We start from the raw sequence: 26,562 nt of genomic DNA, 5'->3' as shown, positions 1-26,562 counted from the left end.
GGGGTGTGTTTTCCCCCCTGGTGGGGCCCCCCCCCGCCCGGGGGGGGGGGCGGGGGGGGGCCGGGGGGGGGGGCGGGGCCCCCCCCCCCGGGGGGGGGGCCCCGCCCCCCCCCCCCATGCCCCCGGTGCTCTCACGGTCCGGGGCTACTCGTGGGCGATGCCGTCCTCCAGCTTCTGACCGCGCAACAGGAACCAGGCCGCGACGGCCGTTGCCAGCAGGACCGCCGCACCGACCCCGGCGGCGAGTCGCAACCCCTCGACGAACGACTCCTGCGCCGCGGAGATCAGCGCGCCCGCCTGCTGCGCCGGAAGGCCGTGGGCCGCTTCGACGGCGCCGCCCAGCGATTCATGGGCCGCCGAGGCGTTGGCGGAGGGGACGCCCTGCGGGGTGGCGAAGTCCTGGTAGACGCCGGTGACGATGGAGCCGAGCAGGGCGATGCCGAGGGCTGCGCCGAGTTCGTACGCCGTCTCGGAGACCGCGCCCGCGGAACCCGCCTGCTCCTTCGGAACGCTGGAGAGGATCACGTCGGAGGTGACGGTGAAGGCGAAGCCCGCGCCGACTCCGACGACCAGCAGCACCACACCGATCAGCGGATAGGCGGTCTCCCGGTGGAACAGGGTGACCGCGGCGAGCGCCAGGCCGATCGCCCCGAGCCCGCCGGAGACCACCGACCGCACCGAGTAGCGGCGGGCCGCCACGCCCGCGATCAGACCCGCGGTGACCGCGCCGACGGCCGCGGGCAGTTCGGCGAGCCCGGCCTCCAGCGGTCCTCGCCCCTGTACCAGTTGCAGGAACTGGGAGAGGAAGAAGACCAGCCCGGACAGGCCGAGGATGGTCAGCAGATCGGCGAGAACCGCGCCCGAGAAGCCCCGGTGGTGGAAGAGCCGCATGTCCAGCAGGGGTGCGGGAAGCGTGAGCTGTCTGCGTACGAACCAGCAGAGCGCGGCCAGGCCGCCGAGCCCCACGACGGCGATCCCCCAGCTCGTACCGTGTGCGGCCAGCTCCTTGACCGCGTACACGACACCGATCATGCCGATGAAGGAGAGCGCCACACTGACCAGGTCCCAGGGGCCCGGTGCCGGGTTCTTCGATTCGGGGATCATCTTGACGCCGACGACCACCAGAACGGCCATGACCGGCAGGTTGATCAGGAAGACCGAGCCCCACCAGAAGTGCTCCAGGAGGAAGCCGCCGACGACGGGGCCGACGGCCGCGCCCGCGGAGGCCATGGCTCCCCAGATGCCGATGGCGAGGCTGCGCTCGCGCGGATCCTGGAAGAGGTTGCGGATCAGGGCGAGCGTGGACGGCATCAGGGTGGCTCCCGCGACACCGAGCAGCGCCCGCGCCAGGATCATCATCTCGGGGCTGCTCGCGTACGCGTTGAGCACGGAGACCGCACCGAAGGCCATGGCACCGGTCAGCAGCAGTTTCTTGCGGCCGATGCGGTCGCCGAGGCTGCCCATGGAGACCAGGAGCCCGGCGATCACGAAGGAGTAGACGTCGCCGATCCAGAGCAGCTGCGTGCCGGACGGCTTGAGGTCCTCGGTGAGGAAGGGGGTGGCGAGACCGAGAACCGTGGCATCCACGGCCACGAGCAGCACCGCGAGGACGAGAACGGCGAGGGCGATCCACCGCCCAGGGCGACGCAGCTCATGAGTGGTTTCCACGTGCTGTTCGAGACGGCTCATCGCTCTACGCTCCGGCGTGCGCCGCCGAGCAGCATCTCGACGATCATGTACTGGAAATCCTGCCCGGCCACCCGGCCCGCCTGGACGGCCCAGGCACCGGTGGAGATGAGCCCGTAGAGGGCCTCGGTCAGCCACGCGGGGGTGAGGTCGATACGGAGTTCGCCGCGCTCCTGGCCCCGCCGGAAGAAGGCGGAGACCCGGGCATCGAGGCGGTCCCAGCCCTCGTTCACCTCGTCGCCCTCGAAGAGCTGGTTCTCGGTGACGAGGAAGGAGAAGAGTCCGGCACTCGGCTCGATGGCCGCGACCAGTCGGCGCAGGGCCTCCTCGCAGCTGCCCTCGTCGAGCACGGCGGCGTCCAGAGCCGCTTCGAACTCCCGGATGCCCAGGTCCTCCAATGCCTTGACCAGGGCGTCCCGACCGGCGAAGTGCCGGTGCAGGGTGGCGCGCCCGATGCCTGCGGCTCTGGCGACCTCGTCCATGGTGGCGGTCGATTTGCGGGTCAGCAGGGCGGCGGCGCTGCGCAGCACCTGCTCACGGTCGAGAGTCATGAGACAACAATAAACCATATGAGACATGAATGTCTCACCGAAAAGGCATCGCCTCCCGCCGAGGGGAGGGAGGACCATGTCGTCATGAAGCCGCTGCTGCTGATCGACATCGACGGCCCGCTCAATCCGTACGCGGCATTCGTGCGCCGCCGGATCCCGGACGGATATGCGCGGCATCTGATGCGGCCGACGGGATGGGACTACGGACCGCCGCTGCCCGTCCTGCTCAACCCGGACCACGGGCGGGCGCTGTTGGCGCTCGCCGACCGTTTCGAACTGGTCTGGGCGACGACCTGGAAGGACGAGGCCAACGAGTGGATCGGGCCGCATCTCGGCCTGCCCCCGCTGCCGTACATCGACTGGCCGTCGATGCACGGCAGCGCGCCGGACGGCACGTACTGGAAGACGCAGTACGTCGTGGAGTACGCGGCCGGCCGGCCGTTCGCCTGGGTCGACGACGAGATCGCCGAGCAGGACCGGGAGTGGGTCTCGGGGCAGGGGGCGGCCGAGTCGCTGCTGCTGTGGATCGATCCGCGGATCGGACTGCTGCCGGCCGATTTCGAGGCGCTCGCCGCATGGGCGGCCGGCCGCAGCGGCGGCGGCGACGGGCGCTGAACCCGTGGCTCCGCCGTCGCCCCGGGTCAGTCCTTGAGGACGACGAGATCGAGGCCGGGAAGCCGGGCCGGGTCGTTGATCACGGACATCTCGGCGACCTTCCCCCGCGCGATCGTGAAGACCATGACCGAGAACCGCCGGTCCTCCCGCGTCGAGATGACGGCCGGCACTCCGTCGACCAGGGCCGGCTGCGAAGACCGGGCGAACGGCGCGAACATGATCGCCTGACGGGCCACCGCCTCGGCACCCCGCACCAGGGACGGCGCACCGACACCACCGGCGCCGCTGTCGGAGCGCACCACCACGTCCGGGGCGAGCACGGCGACCAGGGCCTCGAAGTCGCCGCCGCGGGCGGCGGCCAGGAAGGCGTCGACGACCTCGCGCTTGCGGGCGAGATCGGGATCCGGGTCCGGGTCCGCTCCCTGCACCCTGCGGCGGGCCCGGCTGGCGAGCTGGCGCGCCGCGGCCGGGGTGCGGTCCACGATGCGGGAGATCTCGTCGAAGGGCACGGCGAACATGTCGTGCAGGACGAAGGCGAGCCGCTCGGCGGGGTCCAGCGTTTCCAGCACCACCAGCAGCGCGAGACCGACCGAATCGGCCATCAGGGCCTGCTGCTCGGGGTCGGCCTCCGGCCCGGCACCGAGGGCCGGGTCCTCGGCGTGGGTCTCGGGCACCCCCGTGTCGAGGGGCTCCTCACGCCGGGAGCGGCGCGAGCGGAGCATGTCCAGACACACCCGCCCGACGACCGTCGTCAGCCAGCCGCCCAGGTTCTCGATCGCCCGGTCGTCGGAGCGGCTGAGCCGGAGCCAGGCTTCCTGGACGGCGTCCTCCGCCTCGCTCGTCGAGCCGAGCATCCGGTAGGCCACGGCCTTCAGCTTCGTCCGGTTCTCCTCGAAGCGTCGGGCCAGGATCTCGTGTCCGTCCACAGTCACATTCCTCCGTAGTGTGCCGTCCCTGCGATGACGAACGGAACAGCGTCGATGTGACACGGGTTCGGCGCCTCCTCGCCGTCGTCGGCGCGGCGCACCGGCCGCGGATCCCGGTGGGCCCGCTCAGCTCCAGGGCAGCGCGGCGCGGTGCCGCCAGTACGCCTCCGGCTCCTCCACCAGCGCGTCGAGCCGGCCGCGCCGCTCCTCGTCGAGGTCGACGACGGCCGCGTGCAGGTTGCCGGCGAGCTGCTCGACGGTCGCCGCGCCGGAGAGCACCACACCGGCCCACGGCTGGTGCAGTACGAACGCCAGCGCGACCGCGTCGCTGCCGACGCCGGCCTCGGCGGCGGTCTCCCGGACCACGGCCGGGGCCTCCGTTCCGGCGAGCCGGCCGTTGGCCATGGCTTCCTTCACGATCACGGTGAGACCGGCGTCATGGGCCTCGGCGAGCGCGGTGCCGGCCGAGGTCTCCAGGGCGTTGTAGGTGGCCTGCACCGTACGGAAGAGCGGCTCCCCGTCGACCGTGACGGCGAGGGCGGCCCGGATGGCGTCGGCCTGGGCGGGCCCGCTGGTGGACAGGCCCACGCTGACCCCCTCCGCGGCGAGTGCGGCGAGCCGCGCGTGCAGTTCCTTGTCGGTGAGGGCCGGGCTGTCGGTGGTGACCGAGTGGATCTGGTAGAGGTCGAGGCGGTCGCCGAGCAGCGCGTCGGTCTCGCCGCGCTGACGCAGAAACGTGGCGAGGCCGTGGTCCTTGACCTCGTGCGCCTCGGCCTCGACGCTCCAGTCGGCCGTGTAGGTGTAGCCCCACTTGCTGCCGACGACGACGTCGTCCACCTCCGGACGCGCCGCCAGCCAGTCGGCCAGGAATTCCTCCGAACGGCCGTAGGAACGGGCCGCGTCGAAGTAGCGGACCCCCTGCGCGTAGGCGGCGTCCAACAGCTCGTGGGTGCGCTCGCGCAGCGCTTCGACACTGCGGTCCGCGGGCAGATCGCGGTCACGGTGGAGGTTGATGTAGCCGGGCCTGCCGACCGCCGCCAGGCCGAGCCCGATGTGGGCGGTCGGAGTCGTCGCTGTGGCCAGCCGGGCGAAAGGCATCGTGGGCTCCTGGTGGGTCGGGGGCGCTGCCCCGACAACGTAACCCGGCCCGGGAGGACCGGAAGGCGGGGAGCGCACCGCCGCTCCCCGCCCGGATCCCGTCTCGGCGGCCGTCAGTTCTTCGCGGTCGCCCACGCCTGCTGGACGGCGAGGTCGGCCTTCACCTCGGCGAGCTGGACGGCGACGGCCGACGGGGCCGTCCCGCCGCGGCCGCTGCGGGACGCGAGCGCGCCGGCCACATCGAGGACCGAGCGGACCTCGGGGGTGAGGTGCTCGGAGATCTTCGCGAACTGCTCGTCGGTCAGCTCGTCGAGCTCGATGCCGTGCTGTTCGCACTCCTTGACGCACGCACCCGCGACCTCGTGCGCGACACGGAACGGGACGCCCTGCTTGACCAGCCACTCCGCGACGTCGGTGGCGAGCGAGAAGCCGGCCGGCGCCAGCTCCTCCATGCGCTCGCGGTTGACGGTGAGCGTGGCCATCATTCCGGTGAAGGCGGGCAGCAGGACTTCGAGCTGGTCGCAGGAGTCGAAGACCGGCTCCTTGTCCTCCTGGAGGTCACGGTTGTACGCGAGCGGGAGGGCCTTCAGCGTGGCCATCAGGCCTGTCAGATTGCCGATCAGCCGACCGGACTTGCCGCGGGCCAGTTCGGCGATGTCCGGGTTCTTCTTCTGCGGCATGATCGAGGAACCGGTCGAGAAGGCGTCGTGCAGGGTGACGAAGGAGAACTCCTTCGTGTTCCAGATGATGACCTCCTCCGCGATCCGGGAGAGGTTCACCCCGATCATCGCGGTGATGAAGGCGAATTCGGCGACGAAGTCGCGGGAGGCGGTGCCGTCGATCGAGTTGGCGACGGAGCCGCGCTCGAAGCCGAGGTCGGCAGCGACCGCCTGCGGGTCCAGCCCGAGGGACGATCCGGCCAGTGCGCCGGAGCCGTACGGGGAGACGGCGGTCCGCTCGTCCCACTGGCGCAGCCGCTCGGCGTCCCGGGAGAGGGACTGCGCATGGGCCAGGACGTGGTGGGCGAAGAGCACCGGCTGGGCGTGCTGCAGATGTGTACGGCCGGGCATCGCGACGTCCGGATGCGTCTCGGCGAGGCCGACCAGGGCGCCCTGGAGCTCGGCGATCAGGCCGCCGATGATGCGGGCGTGGTCGCGCAGGTACATCCGGAAGAGGGTGGCGATCTGGTCGTTGCGGGACCGGCCGGCCCGCAACTTGCCGCCGAGGTCCGGGCCGAGACGCTCCAACAGGCCGCGCTCCAGCGCGGTGTGCACGTCCTCGTCGGCGACGGTCCCGGTGAACGAGCCGTCGGCGACATCGGCTTCGAGCTGGTCGAGACCGGCGATCATCCGGTTCAGCTCGTCCTCGGTGAGCAGGCCCGCCTTGTGCAGGACGCGCGCGTGGGCGCGGGAGCCGGCGATGTCGTACGGCGCGAGCCGCCAGTCGAAGTGGACGGAGGCGGAAAGCCTGGCCAGCGCCTCGGCCGGACCGTCGGCGAAGCGGGCGCCCCAGAGGCGTACGTCGCTGCTGCCGTTGCCGTTGCTCACTGCGTGCTCCTCGGAAGAACAAGGGGGTGGATGTGCGACCGCCTCCCCGCCCGGAGGGCCCGAGAGGCGGTGACGTAACGGGTGGAGGTCAGGACAGGTCACGCTTCGCGGCGATCCTCGACGAGAGGCCGAAGATCTCGATGAAGCCCTGCGCCTTGGACTGGTCGAACGTGTCGCCAGAGTCGTAGGTGGCGAGGTCGAAGTCGTAGAGCGACTGCTCGGACCTCCGGCCGGTGACGACGGCGCGGCCCGCGTGCAGGGTCATGCGGATGTCACCGGTGACGTACTGATCGGCCTCGTCGATGAAACCGTCCAGGGCACGCTTGAGCGGCGAGAACCACAGGCCGTCGTAGACCAGCTCGCCCCAGCGCTGTTCGACCTGCCGCTTGTAGCGGGCCAGTTCGCGCTCGACGGTGACGTTCTCCAGCTCCTGGTGGGCGGTGATCAGCGCGATCGCGCCCGGGGCCTCGTACACCTCGCGCGACTTGATGCCGACGAGCCGGTCCTCGACCATGTCGATCCGGCCGATGCCCTGGGCGCCGGCCCGCCGGTTGAGCTGCTGGATCGCCTGGAGGACGGTGACGGGCTCGCCGTCGAGGGCCACGGGCACCCCCTCCTCGAAGGAGATGACGACCTCGTCGGCCTCGCGCGGGGTGGCGGGGTTCTCGGTGTACTCGTAGATGTCCTCGATCGGCGCGTTCCAGATGTCCTCCAGGAAACCCGTCTCGACGGCGCGCCCGAAGACGTTCTGGTCGATGGAGTACGGGGACTTCCTGGTGGTCGCGATCGGGAGGTTCTTCTCCTCGCAGAAGGCGATCGCCTTGTCCCGGGTCATCGCGTAGTCGCGGACCGGGGCGATGCACTTCAGGCCGGGGCCGAGCGCGGAGATGCCGGCCTCGAAGCGGACCTGGTCGTTGCCCTTGCCCGTGCAGCCGTGGGCGACGGTGCCGGCGTGGTGCTTGCCGGCGGCGGCGACGAGGTGCTTGACGATGGCCGGCCGGGAGAGTGCGGAGACCAGCGGGTAGCGGTCCATGTACAGCGCATTGGCCTTGATCGCGGGAAGGCAGTACTCCTCGGCGAACTCGTCCTTGGCGTCCGCGATCTCGGCCTCGACGGCACCGCAGGCGAGCGCGCGCTCGCGGACGACTTCCAGGTCCTCGCCGCCCTGGCCGACGTCCACGGCGACGGCGACGACTTCGGCACCCGTCTCCTCGGCGATCCAGCCGATGGCGACGGAGGTGTCCAAGCCGCCCGAGTAGGCGAGTACGACACGCTCAGTCACGGGTTCCTCCTCACGGCGCAATCGCTTGTAGGCATAACTATGCAGTGCTCCGTATGTTTTGTCAAAGTCTGGACGGTCGGCACCCGGCACGCACCGGCCGAAGCGGTGGGGGCCGCCACGAGCGGCGCACGCGGCTCCTCGACGACCACTGCGGGCGACAGGCCGCGTCGGCGTTCCATCAGCCGAAACGGACCCGTCGCCAACGGAGTTGGCGGCGATAATGACCACCATGGGAAAAACGTACGAGCGCATCGACGGACGGATCAGGGCCTTCATCGAGGAACAGCACATCTTCTTCACGGCGACCGCGCCCCTGGACGAGGAGGGCACGGTCAACCTCTCCCCCAAGGGAGTCAGCGGCTCCTTCGCCGTGATCGACGAGCTGACCGTGGCCTACCTGGACTTCGCGGGCAGCAACGCCGAGACCGTCGCCCACCTCCGCGAGAACGGCCGCATCACGCTGATGTGGTGCGCCTTCCAGGGACCGCCCAACATCGTTCGGGTGCACGGCCGCGGCGAGCCGGTCTTCCGTGACGATCCGCGCTTCGGCCCGCTGCTCACCCACTTCCCCGGGGTGGACCCCGGCCCGCACGGGCTGCGCGCCGTCATCGTGGTCCGGGCCGAACTGATCCGGGACACCTGCGGATTCGCCGTGCCCTTCATGTCCTACGACGAGGACCGGCCACTGCACGCCCAGCGCTTCGCCCGCGAGGACGACGCGTCGCTCAGCGCCTACTTCGAGAAGAAGGAGCACATCGGGACGAGCATCGACGGGCTGCCCGGACTGCCGCTCCCGCTGCCGGTCATGCCGCGCGCGGCAGGGGATTGAGCCGTACGGCGCAGATCCGGGGGTGAGGTCCCGCCGGAAGGTCTAGCGTCCCATGCATGCGCAGACTCCTGGTGGCGGGTTCGGTACTTCTCGCGGTCGTCGGCTCGGTCGCGGCCCGGCCCGCCGCGGCACCGACACTTCCGTCACGGCTCGCCGACACCGGCGGCGGCACCCAGCTGATCACGGCACAGGCCGCGACCACGGGCTCCACCACGGGCACCGTCACCTGGTGGAATCTGCGCCGGGGAACCTGGGTCAAGGGCGGGTCGGCACCGGCCCGGTTCGGAGCGAAGGGCCTCGCCGAGGGGGCGTCGCGCAAGCAGGGCACCGACACCACACCCACCGGCCTGTACGACCTGCCGTACGCCTTCGGGGTCGGGGCCGCGCCGCCCGGCACCGTCCACCCGTACCGCCGGATCACCGACCGGTCCTGGTGGTGCGAGGACAACGCGGCGCGGTCCTACAACCGCTGGGTGGAGCCGCGTCCCGCCGATTGCCGGGCGGCCGAGGCGGAGCATCTGGTCGACCATCCGACGCAGTACGCCCGCGCGCTCGTCATCGGCTTCAACTACGAGCGGCCGGTGCGGGGACGCGGCGCCGGGATCTTCCTCCACGTCGACGGGCGTGGCGCGACCGCCGGTTGCGTCTCCGTACCGGCGGCCGCGATGGACCGGATCCTCGACTGGGTGGACCCCGCCCGCCGTCCGCACATCGCGATCGGGACCCGGTCCGGCCCGACCGCGATCACCCGCTACTGACGGCGCGGACAGCCCGGCCGGCTCAGCGCTCGTTCTGGGCCAGCCGCAGCAGATGGTCGGCGAGCGCCTGTCCGCCCGCCGGGTCACGGCTGATCAGCATCAGTGTGTCGTCGCCCGCGATGGTGCCGAGGATGTCGTGCAGTTCGGCCTGGTCGATGGCCGAGGCGAGGAACTGGGCCGCCCCCGGAGGCGTACGCAGCACCACGAGGTTGGCCGAGGCCTCCGCCGAGATGAGCAGTTCGGCGGAGAGGCGCCGCATGCGCTCCTCCTTCGCGGATCCGCCCAGCGGTGCCTGCGGGGTACGGAAACCACCCTCGCTCGGCACCGCGTAGATCAGCTCGCCGCCGGTGTTGCGGATCTTCACCGCGCCCAGCTCGTCCAGGTCGCGGGAGAGCGTCGCCTGGGTGACGCTCAGCCCGTCGTCGGCCAGGAGCTTGGCCAGCTGGCTCTGCGAACGCACCGGCTGCCGGTTCAGGATGTCCACGATCCGGCGGTGGCGTGCGGTGCGGGTCTGCGGCACGGACGGCCCGCCGTACTCGGTTTCCTGCGCCTCGGTCATCGTCGTCGCCTCATTCTCCGGATCGTCCGTCCCCTTTTGCCGCGTCGAGGGCGCCGGGCAGGGCCTGGAGGAACGCGTCCACCTCGGTGTCACCGATGATCAGCGGCGGCATGAGCCGCAGGACATCGGGGGCGGGCGTGTTCACCAGGATTCCGGCTCCCTGAGCCGCCTGCTGCACCTGAGGCGCGAGGGGCTCGGTGAGCACGATACCCAGCAGCAGCCCGGAGCCTCTGACGTGGGAGACCAGAGGGTGCCCCAGCCCCTCCACTCCCTCCCGGATCCTCTCGCCGAGCCGCTTCACCCGGTCCAGGGCGCCCTCGGCCGCCAGGGTGTCGAGGACGGCGAGTCCGGCGGCGCAGGCGACCGGGTTGCCGCCGAACGTCGTGCCGTGCTGGCCCGGCTTCAACAGCTCGGCCGCCGGGCCGAAAGCGACGGTCGCGCCGAGCGGCAGCCCGCCGCCGAGCCCCTTGGCGAGGGTGACGATGTCGGGCTCCACGCCCTGGTGGGCCTGGTGCTCGAACCAGTGGCCGCAGCGGCCGACGCCGGTCTGCACCTCGTCGAGGACCAGCAGGGTGCCGGTGGCCCGGGTGATCTCCCGGGCGGCCTCCAGGTACCCCGCAGGTGGCACGACCACGCCGTTCTCGCCCTGGATGGGCTCGATGATCACCAGCGCGGTGTCGGTGGTCACGGCCGCCCGCAGGGCTTCCGCGTCGCCGTACGGGACGTGCGTGACGTCGCCGGGCAGCGGGAGGAACGGCTCGCGCTTCTTGGGCTGGCCGGTCAACGCGAGCGCGCCCATGGTCCGGCCGTGGAAGCCGCCGTCGGTGGCGACCATGTGGGTCCGTCCGGTCAGCCGGCCGATCTTGAAGGCGGCCTCGTTGGCCTCGGCGCCCGAGTTGGCGAAGAAGACCCGGCCGTCGCGGCCGAAGAGCTGGAGCAGCCGTTCGGCGAGGGCGACGGGCGGCGGCGCGATGTAGAGGTTGGAGACATGGCCGAGGGAGGCGATCTGGGTGGAGACGGCCTCGACGACGGCGGGGTGGGCGTGGCCCAGCGCGTTCACCGCGATACCGCCGACGAAGTCGAGGTACGCGGTGCCGTCGGCGTCCCACACACGGGCGCCCTCGCCACGGACGAGGGACAGCTGGGGGGTGCCGTAATTGTCCATCAGCGCGTGGCTCCAGCGCTGCGAGAGCTCCTGGTTGCTCATGACTCCCCCTGTGCGTCGGGCACGACCATCGTGCCGATTCCTTCGTCGGTGAAGATCTCCAGCAGGATCGAGTGCTGGACCCGGCCGTCGAGGACCCGCGCGGTCTCGACGCCGTTGCGCACGGCGTGCAGGCAGCCCTGCATCTTCGGCACCATGCCGCTGGACAGCTCCGGGAGGAGCTTCTCCAGCTCGCCGGCGGTGAGGCGGCTGATCACGTCGTCGCTGTTGGGCCAGTCCTCGTAGAGACCCTCCACGTCGGTGAGGACCATCAGCGTCTCGGCGCCGAGCGCGGCGGCGAGCGCCGCCGCCGCGGTGTCGGCGTTGACGTTGTAGACGTGGTTGTCGTCGGCCGATCGTGCGATGGAGGAGACGACCGGGATCCGGCCGTCGTCCAGCAGCGCCTGGATCGCCCCGGTGTCGATGGCGGTGATCTCGCCCACCCGGCCGATGTCCACGAGTTCGCCGTCGATGGTCGGCCGGTGCCGGGTGGCGGTGATCGTATGGGCGTCCTCGCCGGTCAGGCCGACGGCGAGCGGACCGTGCTGGTTGAGCAGGCCGACGAGCTCGCGCTGGACCTGTCCTGCCAGCACCATCCGTACGACGTCCATCGCCTCGGGCGTGGTGACGCGCAGACCGGCCTTGAACTCGCTGACCAGGCCCTGCTTGTCGAGCTGGGCACTGATCTGCGGGCCGCCGCCGTGCACGACGACCGGCTTGAGCCCGGCCTGTCGCAGGAAGACGACGTCCTGGGCGAAGGCCGCCTTGAGCTCCTCGTCGATCATGGCGTTGCCGCCGAACTTGATGACCACGGTCTTGCCGTTGTGCCGGGTCAGCCAGGGCAGCGCCTCGATGAGGATCTGCGCCTTCGGGAGTGCGGTGTGCTTCCGCGCCGCGGTCATGAGCTGTACGCGCTGTTCTCGTGGACGTAGTCCGCGGTGAGGTCGTTGGCCCAGATGACGGCCGACTCGGCGCCCGCCGCGAGGTCGGCGGTGATCTTCACTTCCCGGTAGCGCATGTCGACCTGGTCGCGGTCCTCGCCGACGCTGCCGTTCTTGCAGACCCACACGCCGTTGATGGCGACGTTGAGCTGGTCGGGCTCGAAGGCGGCCTTCGTCGTACCGATCGCGGACAGCACACGGCCCCAGTTCGGGTCCTCGCCGTGGATGGCGCACTTGAGGAGGTTGTTGCGGGCGATGGAGCGGCCCACCTCGACGGCGTCGTCCTCGGTCGCGGCGTTGACGACCTCGATCCGGATGTCCTTGGAGGCACCCTCGGCATCGCCGATCAGCTGCCGGGCGAGGTCGGCGCAGACGGTCCGTACGGCCTCGGCGAACTCGCCCTGCTCCGGGGTGATCCCGCTCGCGCCGGAGGCCAGCAGCAGCACGGTGTCGTTGGTCGACATGCAGCCGTCGGAGTCGACCCGGTCGAAGGTGGTGCGGGTGGCGGCGCGCAGCGCGGCATCCAGCGCCGGGGCGTCCACGTCGGCGTCGGTGGTGAGGACGACGAGCATGGTGGCGAGGCCCGGGGCGAGCATGCCCGCGCCCTTGGCCATGCCGCCGACGGTCCAGCCCTCGCCGCCCGCGACGGCGGTCTTGTGGACGGTGTCGGTGGTCTTGATCGCGATGGCGGCCTTCTCGCCGCCGTGCTCGCTCAGCGCGGCGGCGGCGGTCTCGATGCCGGGCAGCAGCTTGTCCATCGGGAGCAGGGTGCCGATCAGCCCGGTCGAGGCGACCGCGATCTCGCCCGCACTGTGGCCGGTGAGGACCTCGGCGGCCTTCTCGGCGGTGGCGTGGGTGTCCTGGAAGCCCTGAGGGCCCGTACAGGCGTTGGCGCCGCCGGAGTTGAGGACGACGGCACTGACCTCACCGCCCTTGAGGACCTGCTCCGACCAGAGGACGGGGGCGGCCTTGACGCGGTTGGAGGTGAATACGCCCGCGGCTGCGCGACGCGGACCGTTGTTGACCACGAGGGCGAGGTCCGGGTTACCGCTCTCCTTGATTCCCGCGGCGATGCCCGCCGCCGAGAACCCCTGTGTTGCCGTGACACTCACGGTGCGACTCCGATCGTGGAAAGACCTGTGTCCTCGGGAAGTCCGAGGGCGATGTTCATGCTCTGCAGGGCACCGCCGGCGGTGCCCTTGGCGAGGTTGTCGATGGCGCTGACGACGACGATCCGGCCCGCCGCCTCGTCGTACGCGACCTGGATCTGCACGGCGTTGGAACCGACGACGGCGGCGGTGGCGGGCCACTGCCCCTCCGGGAGCAGGTCGACGAACGGCTCGTCGGCGAACGCCTTCTCGTACGCGTCACGGACGGACTCGGCGCTCACGCCGGGCTTCGCCTTCGCGCTGCACGTGGCGAGGATGCCGCGGGGCATCGGCGCCAGGGTCGGAGTGAAGGAGACCGTGACCGGTTCGCCGGCGGCGGCGCTGAGGTTCTGGATCATCTCGGGGGTGTGCCGATGGGCCCCGCCGACGCCGTACGGGGTCATGTTGCCCATCACCTCGGAACCGAGCAGATGCGGCTTGGCCGCCTTGCCCGCCCCCGAGGTGCCCGAAGCGGCGACGATCACGGCCTCGGGCTCGGCCAACTGGGCCGCGTAGGCCGGGAAGAGCGCGAGCGAGACGGCGGTCGGATAGCAGCCGGGCACCGCGATGCGCCTGGACCCGGCCAGCGCCGCGCGCCCGCCCGGCAGCTCGGGCAGGCCGTAGGGCCAGGTCCCGGCGTGCGGCGAGCCGTAGAACTTCTCCCAGTCCGCGGCGTCCCTCAGCCGGAAGTCGGCTCCCATGTCGACGACGAGCACCTGGTCGCCGAGCTGCTCGGCGACGGCGGCGGACTGCCCGTGCGGAAGGGCGAGGAAGACGACGTCGTGTCCGGCGAGGACCTCGGGCGTGGTCGGCTGAAGCACCCGGTCGGCGAGCGGCCGCAGGTGCGGCTGCAGCGCACCGAGCTTCTGTCCCGCGTTGGAGTTGGCGGTGAGGGCCCCGATCTCGACCTCGGGGTGGACCAGCAGGAGACGGAGCAGCTCCCCACCGGCGTATCCACTCGCCCCTGCCACCGCTGCACGTACCACCATCGAAATCCTCCTCGTCGATGGCATGACTATACGCATCACCGCACTTTTATGCAAAGACCCTCTCGTCCCGCCCGTCGAAGTGCTTCAGCGGGGCACCCTCGGGCGACCGGTCAGAAGAGGCGGGCGCGCATGTGCTGCGTGAGGTTCCCGAGGATCTCGCGCAGCCACGGGCTGCGGACGGCCGGCAGCCGGACCAGGGTGTGCCGGAACGTTCCCGGGTCGGCCCGGAACAGGTGAGGGGGGCGCGGCGCGGGCGGGTCGTCGCGAAGGACGCCGTCGGGCATGCCGCCGGACGCGGGAACGGGCGGGTACGGCTCGGGGAAGGCCATCCACAGCCACACCCCGAACGGCAGCGGCACCGGGTACGCCGAGGCGGCCGGGCCGGCCGGGGTCCAGGCCTCCCCCGTCTGCGGATGGGCCGGTACGAGGAGGATGTCGGCGTCCGCGTCGGGGACGGGCCGTCCCGGTCCGGCCAGAACAGCGCGCCGCGCCGGCGGACCCGCGGGCAGCAGGGCGTCGAGGGCGCGTCGGAGCACCTCCCCGACCAGTCCGTCCGGGACGGTCACGGGTCGGCCTTCCGAGGCCGCCAACAGATGGGCGAGCGCCCCGCCGACCGCCGCCTCCCACCGCGGGCTCCATGACCACCAGTGATGCAGCCCCATCGGCAGCCCCCACCCGGCGATCGGCTCGAACGGGGGTGTCCCCTTCCCTTCCGCCATCAGCTCCGCCCAGGAGAGCGGTGCGGAATCGGCGGCGCCCACGGGGCGACGGCGCACGGCGTCCGGGGCGAGCCACACCGCCTGCCAGAGCGAGCAGTCGTCGATCCTGCTCGCCACCGGCAGGCCGCACGCCTCGCAGGCCATGTTGGGGCCGTCGGCTCCGTCGAGGCCGCAGCAGTAGCCGCCGCACTTCTCCGGGATCAGCAGGGTGCCGCGGGCATCCCCGGGTGCGATGACGATCGCGCCGGGTGCGCCGTCGGACAGGGCGTGGACCGGTGCGTGGATGCCGCGGGCCGCCGCCTCGTCCGGATCGATCTCCTCCCAGGCCCGCCACGGCGGCCCCCAGGGCTCCGGCTCCACGGCGAACGTGCCCGATTCCATGAGCACCGGGAGCTGAAGCCCGTTCCCGTACTTCTGATGGGCGTGGGCCGGCAGGGCGACCGGGGACAGTGGGGTGGTCAGCCCGGCGCCGCACCCCGCACACACGAAAACGAACAAATGCCCTCCGCCTCGGAAACACGGGCATCGTCGCAGCTCGGCGGCGACCGGCCAACGTGTTTTCCGTCCGCCGCGCGACCCGGGCGCCGCCACGGCGTGGCGCGTCGGCGGCTGTTTCGGCAGCGGGATCGTTCGCCACCACCCGGCCGACGGCGCCGGGCACGGTGATCGCGTCCGCGCCGGCGCGACCGGTCCGGTTCCACCGCGCCGCACACGCTGCTCACGTACGGCCGGGACCCTCCACCGGCCGGGAGGGACATCGGTCACCCTCCGCATCGGCCTTGTCACCGCTCCGACGCCGATACCTGCCCGCCCGTCGGCTCCGAGCGCGTCGATGTCAGGATGGTTGCATGACGAGCAAGGTTTACTTCGACATCACCATCAACGACGAGCCCGCCGGGCGGATCACGTTCAAGCTGTTCGACGACGTCGTTCCCAAGACCGCGGAGAACTTCCGCGCCCTGGCGACCGGCGAGAAGGGCTTCGGCTACAAGGGGTCGTCCTTCCACCGCATCATTCCCGCCTTCATGCTGCAGGGCGGCGACTTCACCCGGGGCGACGGCACCGGCGGTCAGAGCATCTACGGGGCGAAGTTCGCGGACGAGAACTTCAAGCTCGCGCACACCAAGCCGGGCCTGCTGTCCATGGCCAACAGCGGCCCCGACTCCAATGGCTCCCAGTTCTTCATCACGACCATCGTGACGTCGTGGCTGGACGGCAAGCACGTGGTGTTCGGCGAGGTCGACAACCAGGAGAGCATGGACCTGGTCACCAGGATCGAGGCCCTCGGCTCGCAGAGCGGCCGGCCCTCGGCGAAGATCACCATCGCCGACTGCGGCACCCTCTGACCCGTACGCGGGACCACTGACACGAGCGCGGCGCCCCCCCGCCCCCGGGGGGCGCCGCGCTCCGTCGTACCCGGCGGGCGAAATGGCGCCCGCACCGCTCGCCTTCCCCGGTACGGTGCCGGGATGGGGAACGTGTTTCACGGCGGGGGCCGCAGTCTGTCCATGTCCAACGGCGGCACGGACGTGTTCGTCGATGTGCTCATGCTGGCCGTGTCCGATCTCGCCGAGCACCCCTGGGACCACCGCTTCGCCGCGCTGCTGGCCTGGCAGGACCAGAACATCATGGGGCGTGGGACCGTCGGGTTCGATCTGGAGGACGTCGACTGGGGCCGCTCACCGCACGAGCGGGCCGCGGCGAAGGACTTCGTCCTGCGGGTGCTCGATCTCGCGCTGCGCAGGCACCGGTGGGGCGAGCTGGACTACGAGCCGCCGTTCGCCGAGGACTGCCTGCGGCAGTACCGGGACATGGTCGAGGCGTTCGATCCGGCCGACGTCGAGCGGCGGAGGGGCCGTTCCCCGTTCCCCGGCCCGGAGGAGGCCGCCATGGCCTCGTGCGTGCGGCACCGCGTCCTGTGCGCGCCGGACCACCAGGAGGGATGCGTCTTCTGTACGGCACTGCTGTGAATCCTGCCGCCACCCGTTTCCCTTACTGTCAACCAACGATTGACAGTAAGGTGGTGTCAACCTATGGTTGACACATGGTGAATCCCGTACGCATGACCAATCCCGTGCGCCTCGACGAACTGATCGAGGCCATCAAGAAGGTCCACACCGACGCGCTCGACCAGCTCTCCGACGCGGTCATCGCCGCGGACCACCTCGGCGAGGTCGCCGACCACCTGATCGGGCACTTCGTGGACCAGGCCCGGCGGTCCGGCGCTTCCTGGACGGACATCGGGAAGAGCATGGGGGTGACCAGGCAGGCAGCCCAGAAGCGGTTCGTCGCCAAGGACCCGGGCGAGCCGTCGGACCTCGACCCCGGCCAGGGGTTCAGCCGCTTCACCGAGCGGGCCAGGAACGTGGTGATGGCGGCGCAGAACGAGGCCCGCGCGGCGGGCAACGACGAGGTACGCACCGAGCACCTGGTGCTGGGGCTGCTCAGCGAGCCGGAGTCGCTCGGCCTCGCGTTCGTCAGGGCCCAGGGCGTCACGCCGGAGAACGTCCGCCGGGCGGCGGCTCAGGCGCTGCCGTCCGCGGCCGACGCGGTGCCGGAGATCATCCCTTACGACGCCGGGGCCCGTAAGGCGCTGGAGCTGACGTTCCGGGAAGCCCTGCGGATGGGCCACAACTACGTCGGCACCGAGCACATCCTCCTGGCCCTGTTGGAGCAGGAGGACGGCGCGGGCGTGCTGACGGGTCTCGGCCTCGACAAGGCGACCGCCGAGACGGCCATCGCCGAAGCCGTCACACTCGTCGCCGACCACTCGGGCATGGAGGCCTGACCGGCACCGGACCGTCCGGGGCGCGCGACGGGGCAGGTCTCGCGGGCACCGCGATCTCCGCCGCCCGCACCGCGGGCCGTCGGCGTCCGCGGAGCCCGCGGGTCGACCGGCGCGGCAGCACTCGGCGGATCCGACTGCGCGAGGAGCGCGATCCGTTGTGGCGAGTCGGCCTTCGGGACGACGAGGGTCTGCCGTTCGGATCGGGCCGGATCGTCGTGGAGCCCGGCCGGGGAGTGCGGTTCGCACGGTCCGGCCGCCCCGGCGCGGTGCGGGAGCACAGGGCGCACGGGCACTGCCTCCTTGCCCGCTGCGTCGAGTTCCGGCCATCCGTGACGGCCGGGGCATCGAGGCCGAGCGGGCCCCGGTCGACAAGGATGCGGGCGCACAGGGAGGCCGGCCCCTCGGTGGTGGACCGGACGTCGACCAGGGTCTCCCGCTCCCGGGGGCGGCGGGCACCGTCGGCCCGCCCGTCCAGGAGACCGGCCACGGGCTCCCCGTCGACCGGTACGGTCACGGCCGCACCCGGTTCCTCCCGCTCCCGGAAATTCGCTTCGAACACGCCGCGAACCGCGGAGAACCGGTCGTCGCAGCGGCCCTGGATCCGCGGCACGGCCTCCCCGCCCCGGACATGCCGGCGGACTCGATGGTCGAGCGGCGTACGGTCGGACCGGCGGGATGGTTCGCGCACCCGCAGCACCGGGGCCGTCGACGGACTCCCGCTCCGAGCCCGCACGGGCGGGGCGGTCAGCGGGCTCCCGCTTCGAGCCTGAGGCTCCAGCGGCCCGGCACACCGGTGAGCGTGACGGTGGACAGCGGTCGGACGTCGACGTTCCAGTAGGCCGACGGCGGGGCCTTGAGCGCGTAGACGAGGGCGGCCCGGACGACCGCCGGTTCGGCGACGGCGACGATGGCCCCGTCGCACGCCGGGCGGGTGTCCAGCCAGCCCCCTATCCGCGAGATGAAGGCGAGCAGCGGTTCGCCGCCGTGCGGGGCGGAGCGGGGGTCGGCGAGCCAGGCGTCGACGGCAGCGGGTTCGCAGGCCGCGACCTCGGCGAGGGTGCAGCCGCGCCAGCGGCCCATGTCGCAGTCGCGCAGAGCGGGCTGGACGAGCGGCGCGTAGCCGAGGGCCTCGCCGGTGGCGCGGCTGCGCGGGGTCGGTGAGCAGTAGCGCAGTTCGGCGGCGCCCAGGGGCACGAGGGTGTGCGCGACGAGCTGCACCTCGTGCCAGCCGGCGTGGTCGAGCGGCCGGTCGTCGTCGAAGCGCTCGGCGAGCAGGGCGGAGCTGCGCGCCGCGGCGACGAGCGAGACTCGAACAGTCATGGCGGCGATCGTGGAGCCGAACGCCACGCGGGTCAAGGGTGCCTTCGCAAGCCCTTTCGGCTCGGCCGAACCGGAGGCACGCCCACCGGTTCGAGTTCTCCCGTGGCTTGAAGCCGCCCTTGCCGTGAAGGCCGTGGTCACCCTCGGCGGGTGCCCGTGGGGGCATGACGTCGCGTCCGGCCGACGTTCACGCGCCGAAGCCGGTCAGGGCCTCGTCGCAGGCGGCGCGCAGACGGTGCACCCCCTCGGCGATCTCGGCCGCCCCGGCGACCGCGGCATGGCTCAACCGGATGTGCGGGGAAGGGGGTTCGGCGCAGAAGTACGGGCGGCCGGGTGCGATGGCCACGCCCGCGCGCAGCGCGGCCGAGACCACCGCGGACTCGTCCGTGCCGGCTTCCGCCTCGGGCAGACGCAGCCACAGGCTGCCGCCGCCCGTGGGGACGAGGGGGAGCGCGAGTGCGGGGAGCTCCAGCCGCAGGGCCGCGGTCATGATGCTCCGCCGGTTCCTCAGCTCGGCCGATACGGTACGCAGGTGGTGACTCCACGCCGGGGAACCGACCAGTTCGAGCGCGGCCTCCTGGAGCGGCCGGGGAACGAAGAAGCTGTCGACGACCTGGATGGCGCGCAGCCGCCCCAGCACCGGACCGCGCGCGGCGAGCGCGCCCACGCGCAGGCTGGGCGAGGTGACCTTGGTGAGGGAGCAGACGTGTACGACCACGCCGTCGGGGTCGTCAGCGGCCAGGGGGGCGGGCAGCGGGCCGGCGTCGTCGTGGACCAGGCGGCGGGCGAAGTCGTCCTCGACGACGAAGGCTCCGGCCGCACGCGCGATCCGGACGACCTCGCCACGCCGCTCGGGGGCGAGGACCGCGCCGGTCGGGTTCTGGAAGAGCGGCTGACAGACGAAGACCCGGGCGCCGGTGGCCCGGAACGCGGCGGCGAGCAGCTCCGGCCGTACGCCATCGGCGTCCACCGGCACCGGCACGGGCCGCAGGCCGGTGGCGCGGGCGGCGGCCAGCATGCCGGGATAGGTGGGCGACTCGACCAGGACCGGGGCGCCGGGCGGGGCGAGCGCGCGCAGCGCGACGGCCAGGGCGCTCTGGCCGCCCGCAGTGATCAGTACGTCGGCGGCGGTGACGGCGGGCCCGATCTCCCGGGCGAACCAGGCCCGCAGTCCGGTCAGACCGTCGGTGGGCGGGCGGGCCCAGGCGCCGGGACGACGACCGGCCCTGGCGAGGGCGGCGGCGAGCGCCCGCTCCGGCTGGAGCGAGGAGTGGAGGTAGCCGCCGTTGAACTCGATGACGCCGGGCGGTGGCGCGGCGAGCGTGACCAGGACGCCTGAGGCGTCGACGGTGCGCGGCACCGCTTCGGGACCGCCGTCGCCGTTGAGGGAGACCTCCTGCCAGGAGGTGTCGCCCGGCGGGGGCACCTCGGTACGGGGGCTCGCCCGGAAGGCGCCGGAGCCGGGCCGGGTGACGACGAGGCCCTCGGCAGCGAGCCGGGCGATGGCCCGGGAGACGGTGACGGGGCTGACCCGGAAGCGCTCCACCAAAGCACGACTGGACGGCAGCTTTCCACCAGGTGAGTAGCGATTCACCTCATGACGGAGAGATTCCACCAGCTCAGCGACGCTGCTACGCTCTTGCATGAGAGTCAAGAGTAGCGCTACTGATAAAAGCACGATAGCGATTGCTTCATCGGCGGCCCCCATGACGGCCGGTACGGCGAACCGTGGGGGTGTGGCTCTCGCCGTGCTCGGCGTCGTCGCCTTCTCACTGACCTTCCCGTCCACCGCCTGGGGCCTGGAGAGCTTCGGCCCCTGGTCACTGGTGTCGCTGCGCACCCTGCTCGCCGCCGTGATCGCGGGCGGTGCGCTGCTCGCGGGGCGGGTACCGGTGCCGGACCGCCGGCACCGGCCCGGACTCGTCGTGGTCGCGGCGGGCGTGGTGGTGGGCTTCCCGCTGCTGACCACGCTGGCACTGCAGACCTCGACGACCTCGCACGCGGCCGTGGTGGTGGGGCTGCTCCCGCTGACCACCGCGGTGTTCTCCTCGCTGCGGACCGGTGCGCGGCCGTCCCGCGCCTTCTGGATCGCGGCGCTCGCCGGAGCCGGCGTGGTGATCGCGTTCACCGTGCAGCAGAGCGGCGGCGAGCTGTCCGGCGGCGATCTGTATCTGTTCGGCGCGCTGCTGGTGTGCGCGGCGGGGTACACCGAGGGCGGCAGGCTGGCCGGGATCATGCCGGGCTGGCAGGTGGTCGGCTGGGCGCTGGTCCTCTCCCTGCCTCTGGCGGTCGTGGGAGCGGCGGTCGCACTGCCGTCGGAGCCGGTACGGGCGACCGCGCACGGAGTGCTCGGTCTGCTCTGGGTGGCCGCCGGGTCCACCTTCCTCGGTCTGTACGTCTGGTACCGCGGGATGGCGGAGATCGGCGTGCCGCGGGCCAGCCAGCTCCAGCTCGCACAGCCGTTGCTGACTCTGGTGTGGTCGTTCTTCCTGCTCGGCGAGGAGGTCTCGGCCGCCGCTCCGGTGGCGGCGGTCGCGGTGCTGGTCTGTATCGCGGCCACCCAGCGGGCGGGACGCGCCCGCCGTGCCGGATGAGAACCTCGCTCCTCCACCGGGCGAAGTCACCGTACGGTCATAGACTTGTCGACAAGGACCGCCACCCGTGAGGAGGTCACTCCCGATGGAGGCACACGCGGGCGACCGGCTGCTGACGCACGGCAGGACCGTGGGACAGCACGACCATGTCGCAGAAATCGTCGAAGTGCTCGGTGCCGGGGGCACTCCCCCGTACCGCGTCCGCTCCGAGGACGGGCACGAACACCTCATTTCACCCGGTCCCGACAGCGTCGTGCAGCACGCCGCCGTCCGGAAGCAGGCGCCGAAGACCACGTAGCGGCCTTCGACGGACGCGCTGCTCCTCGCCCCCGGGACCCGGGCGGGCCGACGGCTTCCCGGCGGCCCGCCCCAGCACCAGGTGCGTTCCCTCCGCTTCTTCTGTCAGCGGGGTGGACGCACCCTGTTGCGGTAGTGGTCGGCGACCAACCGGGCCATGGCTCCGTTCCGGTCGGTCACCACGTCCTTGCCGGAGAAGTAGACATGACCGCGCACCTGGTCGTAGCGGGCGGCGAGGTCGAGGTGGCGGGAGAGTTCGGCCGGATCCTGCCAGGCCGCGGGCTGAGCGGGGTCACCGGCCTTGTAGAGGGCCTCGCCCACGAACAGAGCGACGCCCGTGCCCCGTACGACCTCGCTCCACCAGGGCAGCAGCTTGGCGTAGTCGGCGGCGGCGAAGCCGATGTTCCAGTAGATCTGCGGGCAGATGTAGTCGATCCAGCCCTTCTTGATCCAGCCGCGGGTGTCGGCGTGCAGATCGTCGTAGGTCTGCACCCCCGCCTTCGTGTCGGAGCCGAGCGGGTCGGTCGCGGCGTTGCGCCAGACCCCGAACGGGCTGATCCCGAACCGGACGTTCTTCTTGATCTTCTTGATCCGCTCGGCGGTCTCGCGCACCAGCTTGTCGGTGTTGTCGCGCCGCCAGGCGGCCTTGTCCGGGAAGCCGGCGCCGTACTTCGCGTAGGTGGCGTCGTCGTCGAAGTCCTGCCCGGCCACCGGGTACGGGTAGAAGTAGTCGTCCCAGTGCACGGCGTCGATGTCGTACCGGCGGACCGCGTCGAGCATCGCGTCCTGGACGAAGCGGCGGACCTCGGGGATTCCGGGGTTGTAGTAGAGCTTCCCGCCGTACGGCAGGACCCAGTCGGGGTGCAGCCGGGCGGGGTGCGAGGCGACCAGCCGGGACGGGTCGGTGTGGTTGGCGACCCGGTACGGGTTGAACCAGGCGTGCAGTTCCAGGCCGCGGCGGTGGGCCTCGCGGACGGCGGTGCCCAGCGGATCCCAGCCGGGGTCCTTGCCCTGCACCCCGGTGAGGTACTGGGCCCACGGCTCGTAGGGGGAGGGCCACAGCGCGTCGGCGGTCGGCCGGACCTGGAGGATCACGGCGTTCATCCGGCGGTCGACGGCCTCGTCGAGGTAGGCGATCAGCTCGGCCTGTTGCGCGGCCGCCGTCAGTCCGGGCTTCGAGGGCCAGTCGAGGTTGGCCACGGTGGCGACCCACATGCCGCGCAGCTCACGCCGATCGACCTGGTGACCGCCCCCGCGCTGCGGTGCGCCCGTCCGCCCGGAACCGCCCTGCCGGGACGGCGCCGCGGACGCCGCACCCGCCGTGGCGACCGTGCTCACCACACCCGCGACCACGCCGGCCGCACCCGCCACAAAGCCTCTTCGGGCCATTTGCCGCATATCCATGCACCTGCCGTCTCTCTGTCCTCGTCGTCAACAACTGTCGCCTCTGTAATCAGGCGTAACGCAGAGCATGCCCGCCCCGGCCCGCGATGACCCGTAGGCCGCGGAGTAACGTCGTGGGGTCGGGGCGGGCACCGGAATCAGACGGGAACCTGCGACACGCAGAACAGCGAAAGGCACGAGGTGACGGACTCTATGGCCGACATTGCACGCGTCGGAGTGGTGGGCTGTGGCCAGATGGGCGCGGGCATCGCGGAGGTGTGCGCCCGCAGCGGTCTCGAGGTCATGGTGGCCGAGACCACCGGCGAGGCGCTGGAGATCGGCCGCACCCGGCTGCACAACTCCCTCTCGAAGGCCGCCGAACGAGGCAAGATCACTGCGGAGGAGCGCGACGAGACACTGGCGCGGCTGAGCTTCACCACCGACCTGGGAGAGTTCGCCGACCGCGATCTCGTCATCGAGGCGGTCGTGGAGAACGAGCAGGTCAAGACCGAGATCTTCCAGGTGCTCGACCAGGTGGTGACCCGGCAGGACGCGATCCTCGCCTCGAACACCTCCTCCATCCCGCTGGTGAAGCTGGCCGTGGCGACCTCTCGTCCGGACCAGGTCATCGGCATCCACTTCTTCAACCCGGCCCCGGTGCAGAAGCTCGTCGAGCTGATCCCCGCGCTGACGACGTCCGACGAGACGGTGAAGCGCGCCGAGGCCCTGGTGCAGGACGTCCTCGGCAAGCACCCGATCCGTGCCCAGGACCGCTCCGGCTTCGTCGTCAACGCGCTGCTGATTCCGTATCTGCTGTCCGCGATCCGGATGTTCGAGTCGGGAATCGCCAGCCGTGAGGACATCGACAACGGCATGGAGCTCGGCTGCGCCCACCCGATGGGCCCGCTCAAGCTCTCCGACCTGATCGGTCTCGACACGGTGGCCTCCGTCGCCGACTCCATGTACGCGGAGTTCAAGGAGCCGCTGTACGCCGCTCCCCCGCTGCTCCAGCGGATGGTGGACGCGGGCCGACTCGGCCGCAAGACGGGGTCGGGCTTCTACCCGTACTCCTGATTCCTCTCTCGTGCCCGCACGGGGCCGGCCGGGGCGATCCCCCGGCCGGCCCCGTCCGTGGTTCGGGGCGCCTCATCCCAGCCGTAAGTGATGGAGCATCATCAGCCCGGCCGCCATGCCTGCGGCCGGGACCTCGCCGCGGGCGATCAGGTCGGGCACCAGCTTGAGCGGTATCCACTCCCGGCGCGAGGACTCGAAGTCGTCACTGGGATGACCGGTCCAGTCGGCCTCCTCGGACCAGTAGAAGTGGTGCCGGGCGTCGGTGAGGCCGTTCGACGGCTCCAGCGTCAGCAGCGGGCGCAACGGGCCGGGGCGCCAGCCGGTCTCCTCCTCCATCTCCCGGGCGGCGGCGACAGCGATGTCCTCGCCTTCCTCGACCACCCCCGCGGCCAGTTCCCAGCCCCAGCTGTCGGTGATGAACCGGTGGCGCCAGAGCAGCAGCACCTCGTTGGCCTCGTTGACGGCGGTGGCCGCGGCGACGGGGCGGAGCCGGATGAGGTAGTGGTCGAGATGGCGGCCGTCGGGTATGACCACATCGGCCAAGTTGACCCGGAACCAACGGTTCTCATACACAGTTTGTTCGTTCAGATTCGCCCATTGCACAGTTCTGCCACCTTCCGACAAGTAGGTGGCAACATCGCAGCAGGATCCGCATCGGAGGGGAACGTACCGGTACCCGCGAACCCGCACGTACGGCAGTACTCACAGCGGTACGCGCAGCGCTCCGTCGATCAGTTCGGCGGCCCGCCCCGCCTCGGCACAGCCGCTCGCGATCAGGTCCTCGCGCACCGCGCGCAGCCGGTCGCGCAGCCGCTGCGACTCCATGCCCCTGGCCCGCTCCGCCATCTCCACGGCCGTGGCCGCGGCCCGGTCCGCCTCGCCCTGACGCAGCTCGACATGGGTCAGCATGGCCAGCCGGTGCACCCGCCCCCGATCGTGCGCCGGGGTCCGCACGGCCGTCGCCGCGTGCTCCCGGGCTCCCGGCAGATCGCCGAGGCTGAGCAGGGCCTCGGCCACCTGCACGTCCACCAGGCCCGGCTGGACGTACCCGGTCTCGTCCGGTTCATGGCCCGGCCGGATGCGTTCGGCCTCCGACTCGGCGCGCCGGATGCACTCCAGGGCGCTGCCCGCGTCGCCGATGCGGGCGTACGCCTTGGCCTGCATCGCGTACAGATCTGCGGCCAGCGCCGGAGTGATGTGCCTGCCCGCGGCCCGCAACGCCGCCTGCGCGAAGGCCACCGACTGCCGGTAGTCGGCGAGGAACAGCGACTGGTTGACCAGCAGGGCGATCACGTATCCGCCCAGCGCCCGGTCCCCGCTCGCCTTGGCCAGCCGAAGCGCCTGGTGGAAGTAGCGCTGGGCCAGCCCGTGCGCGTCGGAGTCGTAGGCGCAGATGCCCGCGACGGCCACCAGACCGCCCGTCGCCCGGTGGAGCCGACGCCCCGTCGCGTCGCTGTAGCCGCCGCGCAACAGCGGTGCGGCCTCGGCGTTGAGGAAGCCGACGATGCGGGAACGGGTCGCGATTCCACCGGCCCTGCGGTACATCAGTTCGTAGTGGGCACGGGCCGCACGCAACATCACTATGTCGGCCATGCCGACACGGGTGACGCCGCCGCGGGAGACGTCGACGTCCTCGGGCGGGTTCTCCCACTCCCAGACGGGCATCACCGCGGCGGTGCCCGTGACGGCGGCCGAGGCGAGCGTGTGCGGACGCTGCTGTTCGTCGGAGCGCCACAGCGCGGTGGCCCGCTCGACGAATCCGGTGAGCGTGGACGCGGGCACGGCAGCACCGGCACCCGGGGTCGCCATGCCGATGTCGTCCAGTGAAAGAGGCCTGTTCAGCCGGTTCCCGAGCACTTCGCAGATCAGGTCCGGCACCTGGCCACGCGGGCGCTGTCCCTTCAACCAGCGGGCCACCGCGGTGTGTTCGTACCGCAGGCACAGTCCGCGGGAGCGGCCGGCCCGGTTGATGTGCGCGGCGAGGCCCGCCCGGGAGACCCCGGCCTCCTCGATCAGGGCCTCCAGCAGAATGTTCGGCTCCGTCGCCCCCATGCGCCCCTCCGGTGGTTCGGCACGCCGAGGCGTGTCGCACCAGTGGAGCACGATTCACACGGGGTGTGAACGGAATGCCCCAACCGTCCCGCTGCGCACGCTGTTGCACCGGTGCGCGGATCGGTTGAATCAGTCGTCTCGCAAGAGGCGGCCGGGTCGTCTGCTCCCCCTCGTACAGTCGACGACCCGCACCCGCGCCGTC

26 protein-coding genes are annotated in these 26,562 nt (G+C 71.7%); 9 read left to right on the top strand and 17 right to left on the bottom strand.

Annotated features, from left to right (window positions below):
- Positions 1–144: 144 nt before the first annotated feature.
- Entirely contained in the window at positions 145–1,689 is a 1,545-nt protein-coding gene (locus ACIRP2_RS26110) for an MFS transporter (RefSeq protein ID WP_404254227.1), read from the bottom strand.
- Positions 1,686–2,237, bottom strand: a complete 552-nt coding sequence (locus tag ACIRP2_RS26105; RefSeq protein ID WP_404254225.1) for a TetR/AcrR family transcriptional regulator — start codon at positions 2,235–2,237, stop codon at positions 1,686–1,688. The genes ACIRP2_RS26110 and ACIRP2_RS26105 overlap by 4 nt, the downstream gene beginning before the upstream one ends.
- 84 nt (positions 2,238–2,321) lie before the next feature.
- On the opposite strand from ACIRP2_RS26105, the gene ACIRP2_RS26100 reads away from it, so the two are divergent.
- Positions 2,322–2,852, top strand: coding sequence for a hypothetical protein (locus ACIRP2_RS26100; protein WP_404254452.1), 531 nt, complete (start codon positions 2,322–2,324; stop codon positions 2,850–2,852).
- A 26-nt stretch (positions 2,853–2,878) separates the two neighbouring features.
- Here the strand turns inward: ACIRP2_RS26100 and ACIRP2_RS26095 are convergent, their stop codons facing one another.
- From ACIRP2_RS26095 to ACIRP2_RS26080, 4 genes are all read right to left on the bottom strand, one after another.
- Positions 2,879–3,778 carry a sigma-70 family RNA polymerase sigma factor gene (locus ACIRP2_RS26095; protein WP_404254223.1) on the bottom strand — a complete coding sequence of 300 codons (900 nt, stop codon included), beginning with the start codon at positions 3,776–3,778 and terminating at the stop codon, positions 2,879–2,881.
- Positions 3,779–3,904: 126 nt separating this feature from the next.
- Complete coding sequence (locus tag ACIRP2_RS26090; RefSeq protein ID WP_404254221.1) at positions 3,905–4,876, bottom strand: aldo/keto reductase; 972 nt, start codon at positions 4,874–4,876, stop codon at positions 3,905–3,907.
- A 113-nt stretch (positions 4,877–4,989) separates the two neighbouring features.
- Positions 4,990–6,423: an argininosuccinate lyase gene (gene argH / locus ACIRP2_RS26085; protein WP_404254219.1), complete on the bottom strand. Its 1,434-nt coding sequence runs from the start codon at positions 6,421–6,423 to the stop codon at positions 4,990–4,992.
- 88 nt (positions 6,424–6,511) lie between these two features.
- Positions 6,512–7,705 (bottom strand): argininosuccinate synthase, encoded by a 1,194-nt coding sequence (locus tag ACIRP2_RS26080; protein ID WP_404254217.1) that lies wholly within the window; start codon positions 7,703–7,705, stop codon positions 6,512–6,514.
- Positions 7,706–7,934: 229 nt separating this feature from the next.
- On the opposite strand from ACIRP2_RS26080, the gene ACIRP2_RS26075 reads away from it, so the two are divergent.
- Positions 7,935–8,534: a pyridoxamine 5'-phosphate oxidase family protein gene (locus ACIRP2_RS26075; protein ID WP_404254215.1), complete on the top strand. Its 600-nt coding sequence runs from the start codon at positions 7,935–7,937 to the stop codon at positions 8,532–8,534.
- Between the two features lie 56 nt (positions 8,535–8,590).
- Complete coding sequence (locus ACIRP2_RS26070; RefSeq protein WP_404254213.1) at positions 8,591–9,292, top strand: L,D-transpeptidase family protein; 702 nt, start codon at positions 8,591–8,593, stop codon at positions 9,290–9,292.
- A gap of 22 nt (positions 9,293–9,314) precedes the next feature.
- Here the strand turns inward: ACIRP2_RS26070 and ACIRP2_RS26065 are convergent, their stop codons facing one another.
- From ACIRP2_RS26065 to ACIRP2_RS26040, 6 genes are all read right to left on the bottom strand, one after another.
- Complete coding sequence (locus ACIRP2_RS26065) at positions 9,315–9,851, bottom strand: arginine repressor (RefSeq protein WP_072484461.1); 537 nt, start codon at positions 9,849–9,851, stop codon at positions 9,315–9,317.
- Positions 9,852–9,861: 10 nt separating this feature from the next.
- A complete protein-coding gene (locus ACIRP2_RS26060; RefSeq protein WP_404254211.1) occupies positions 9,862–11,058 on the bottom strand; it encodes an acetylornithine transaminase in 1,197 nt (398 codons plus the stop codon).
- Entirely contained in the window at positions 11,055–11,957 is a 903-nt protein-coding gene (gene argB / locus ACIRP2_RS26055; protein WP_404254209.1) for an acetylglutamate kinase, read from the bottom strand. Before argB ends, ACIRP2_RS26060 begins: the two co-directional genes overlap by 4 nt.
- The gene (gene argJ, locus ACIRP2_RS26050) at positions 11,954–13,108 is read right to left on the bottom strand and encodes a bifunctional glutamate N-acetyltransferase/amino-acid acetyltransferase ArgJ (protein ID WP_404254207.1); all 1,155 of its coding nucleotides are present in this window, start codon (positions 13,106–13,108) and stop codon (positions 11,954–11,956) included. The genes argB and argJ overlap by 4 nt, the downstream gene beginning before the upstream one ends.
- The gene (gene argC / locus ACIRP2_RS26045) at positions 13,105–14,133 is read right to left on the bottom strand and encodes an N-acetyl-gamma-glutamyl-phosphate reductase (protein WP_404254205.1); all 1,029 of its coding nucleotides are present in this window, start codon (positions 14,131–14,133) and stop codon (positions 13,105–13,107) included. Before argC ends, argJ begins: the two co-directional genes overlap by 4 nt.
- A gap of 110 nt (positions 14,134–14,243) precedes the next feature.
- The gene (locus ACIRP2_RS26040; protein WP_404254203.1) at positions 14,244–15,350 is read right to left on the bottom strand and encodes a hypothetical protein; all 1,107 of its coding nucleotides are present in this window, start codon (positions 15,348–15,350) and stop codon (positions 14,244–14,246) included.
- Positions 15,351–15,700: 350 nt separating this feature from the next.
- Here ACIRP2_RS26040 and ACIRP2_RS26035 point away from each other — a divergent pair, with 350 nt between their 5' ends.
- The 3 genes from ACIRP2_RS26035 (at position 15,701) to ACIRP2_RS26025 (ending at position 17,640) form a co-directional block, all read left to right on the top strand.
- Positions 15,701–16,198, top strand: coding sequence for a peptidylprolyl isomerase (locus tag ACIRP2_RS26035; RefSeq protein ID WP_404254201.1), 498 nt, complete (start codon positions 15,701–15,703; stop codon positions 16,196–16,198).
- Between the two features lie 123 nt (positions 16,199–16,321).
- On the top strand, positions 16,322–16,822 hold the full coding sequence (locus ACIRP2_RS26030) for a hypothetical protein (protein ID WP_404254199.1): 501 nt from the start codon (positions 16,322–16,324) through the stop codon (positions 16,820–16,822).
- A 74-nt stretch (positions 16,823–16,896) separates the two neighbouring features.
- Positions 16,897–17,640 (top strand): Clp protease N-terminal domain-containing protein, encoded by a 744-nt coding sequence (locus tag ACIRP2_RS26025; protein ID WP_404254197.1) that lies wholly within the window; start codon positions 16,897–16,899, stop codon positions 17,638–17,640.
- A 744-nt stretch (positions 17,641–18,384) separates the two neighbouring features.
- Here the strand turns inward: ACIRP2_RS26025 and ACIRP2_RS26020 are convergent.
- Positions 18,385–18,960: a histidine phosphatase family protein gene (locus ACIRP2_RS26020; RefSeq protein WP_404254195.1), complete on the bottom strand. Its 576-nt coding sequence runs from the start codon at positions 18,958–18,960 to the stop codon at positions 18,385–18,387.
- Positions 18,961–19,147: 187 nt separating this feature from the next.
- The gene (locus ACIRP2_RS26015; protein ID WP_404254193.1) at positions 19,148–20,605 is read right to left on the bottom strand and encodes a PLP-dependent aminotransferase family protein; all 1,458 of its coding nucleotides are present in this window, start codon (positions 20,603–20,605) and stop codon (positions 19,148–19,150) included.
- Here ACIRP2_RS26015 and ACIRP2_RS26010 point away from each other — a divergent pair.
- Positions 20,604–21,554 carry a DMT family transporter gene (locus ACIRP2_RS26010; RefSeq protein ID WP_404254191.1) on the top strand — a complete coding sequence of 317 codons (951 nt, stop codon included), beginning with the start codon at positions 20,604–20,606 and terminating at the stop codon, positions 21,552–21,554. The genes ACIRP2_RS26015 and ACIRP2_RS26010 overlap by 2 nt on opposite strands.
- A gap of 85 nt (positions 21,555–21,639) precedes the next feature.
- Positions 21,640–21,852, top strand: a complete 213-nt coding sequence (locus ACIRP2_RS26005; RefSeq protein ID WP_404254189.1) for a DUF1918 domain-containing protein — start codon at positions 21,640–21,642, stop codon at positions 21,850–21,852.
- 104 nt (positions 21,853–21,956) lie between these two features.
- On the opposite strand, the gene ACIRP2_RS26000 is transcribed toward ACIRP2_RS26005, so the two are convergent.
- Entirely contained in the window at positions 21,957–23,249 is a 1,293-nt protein-coding gene (locus ACIRP2_RS26000) for a glycoside hydrolase family 10 protein (RefSeq protein WP_404254450.1), read from the bottom strand.
- 198 nt (positions 23,250–23,447) lie between these two features.
- Here ACIRP2_RS26000 and ACIRP2_RS25995 point away from each other — a divergent pair, with 198 nt between their 5' ends.
- The gene (locus ACIRP2_RS25995; RefSeq protein ID WP_326764625.1) at positions 23,448–24,308 is read left to right on the top strand and encodes a 3-hydroxybutyryl-CoA dehydrogenase; all 861 of its coding nucleotides are present in this window, start codon (positions 23,448–23,450) and stop codon (positions 24,306–24,308) included.
- 72 nt (positions 24,309–24,380) lie between these two features.
- Here the strand turns inward: ACIRP2_RS25995 and ACIRP2_RS25990 are convergent, their stop codons facing one another.
- Both ACIRP2_RS25990 and ACIRP2_RS25985 read right to left on the bottom strand, forming a co-directional pair.
- Complete coding sequence (locus tag ACIRP2_RS25990) at positions 24,381–24,911, bottom strand: NUDIX hydrolase (protein ID WP_404254187.1); 531 nt, start codon at positions 24,909–24,911, stop codon at positions 24,381–24,383.
- Positions 24,912–25,010: 99 nt separating this feature from the next.
- Positions 25,011–26,360, bottom strand: coding sequence for a transcriptional regulator (locus ACIRP2_RS25985; RefSeq protein ID WP_404254185.1), 1,350 nt, complete (start codon positions 26,358–26,360; stop codon positions 25,011–25,013).
- Positions 26,361–26,562: the final 202 nt, after the last annotated feature.

Origin of the sequence: Streptomyces sp. NPDC101194 (assembly GCF_044767885.1) — a bacterium.
GTDB lineage: Bacteria > Actinomycetota > Actinomycetes > Streptomycetales > Streptomycetaceae > Streptomyces.
The sequence above is the reverse complement of the archived record's forward strand: the minus strand, read 5'-3'. Positions and strand labels throughout refer to the sequence as shown.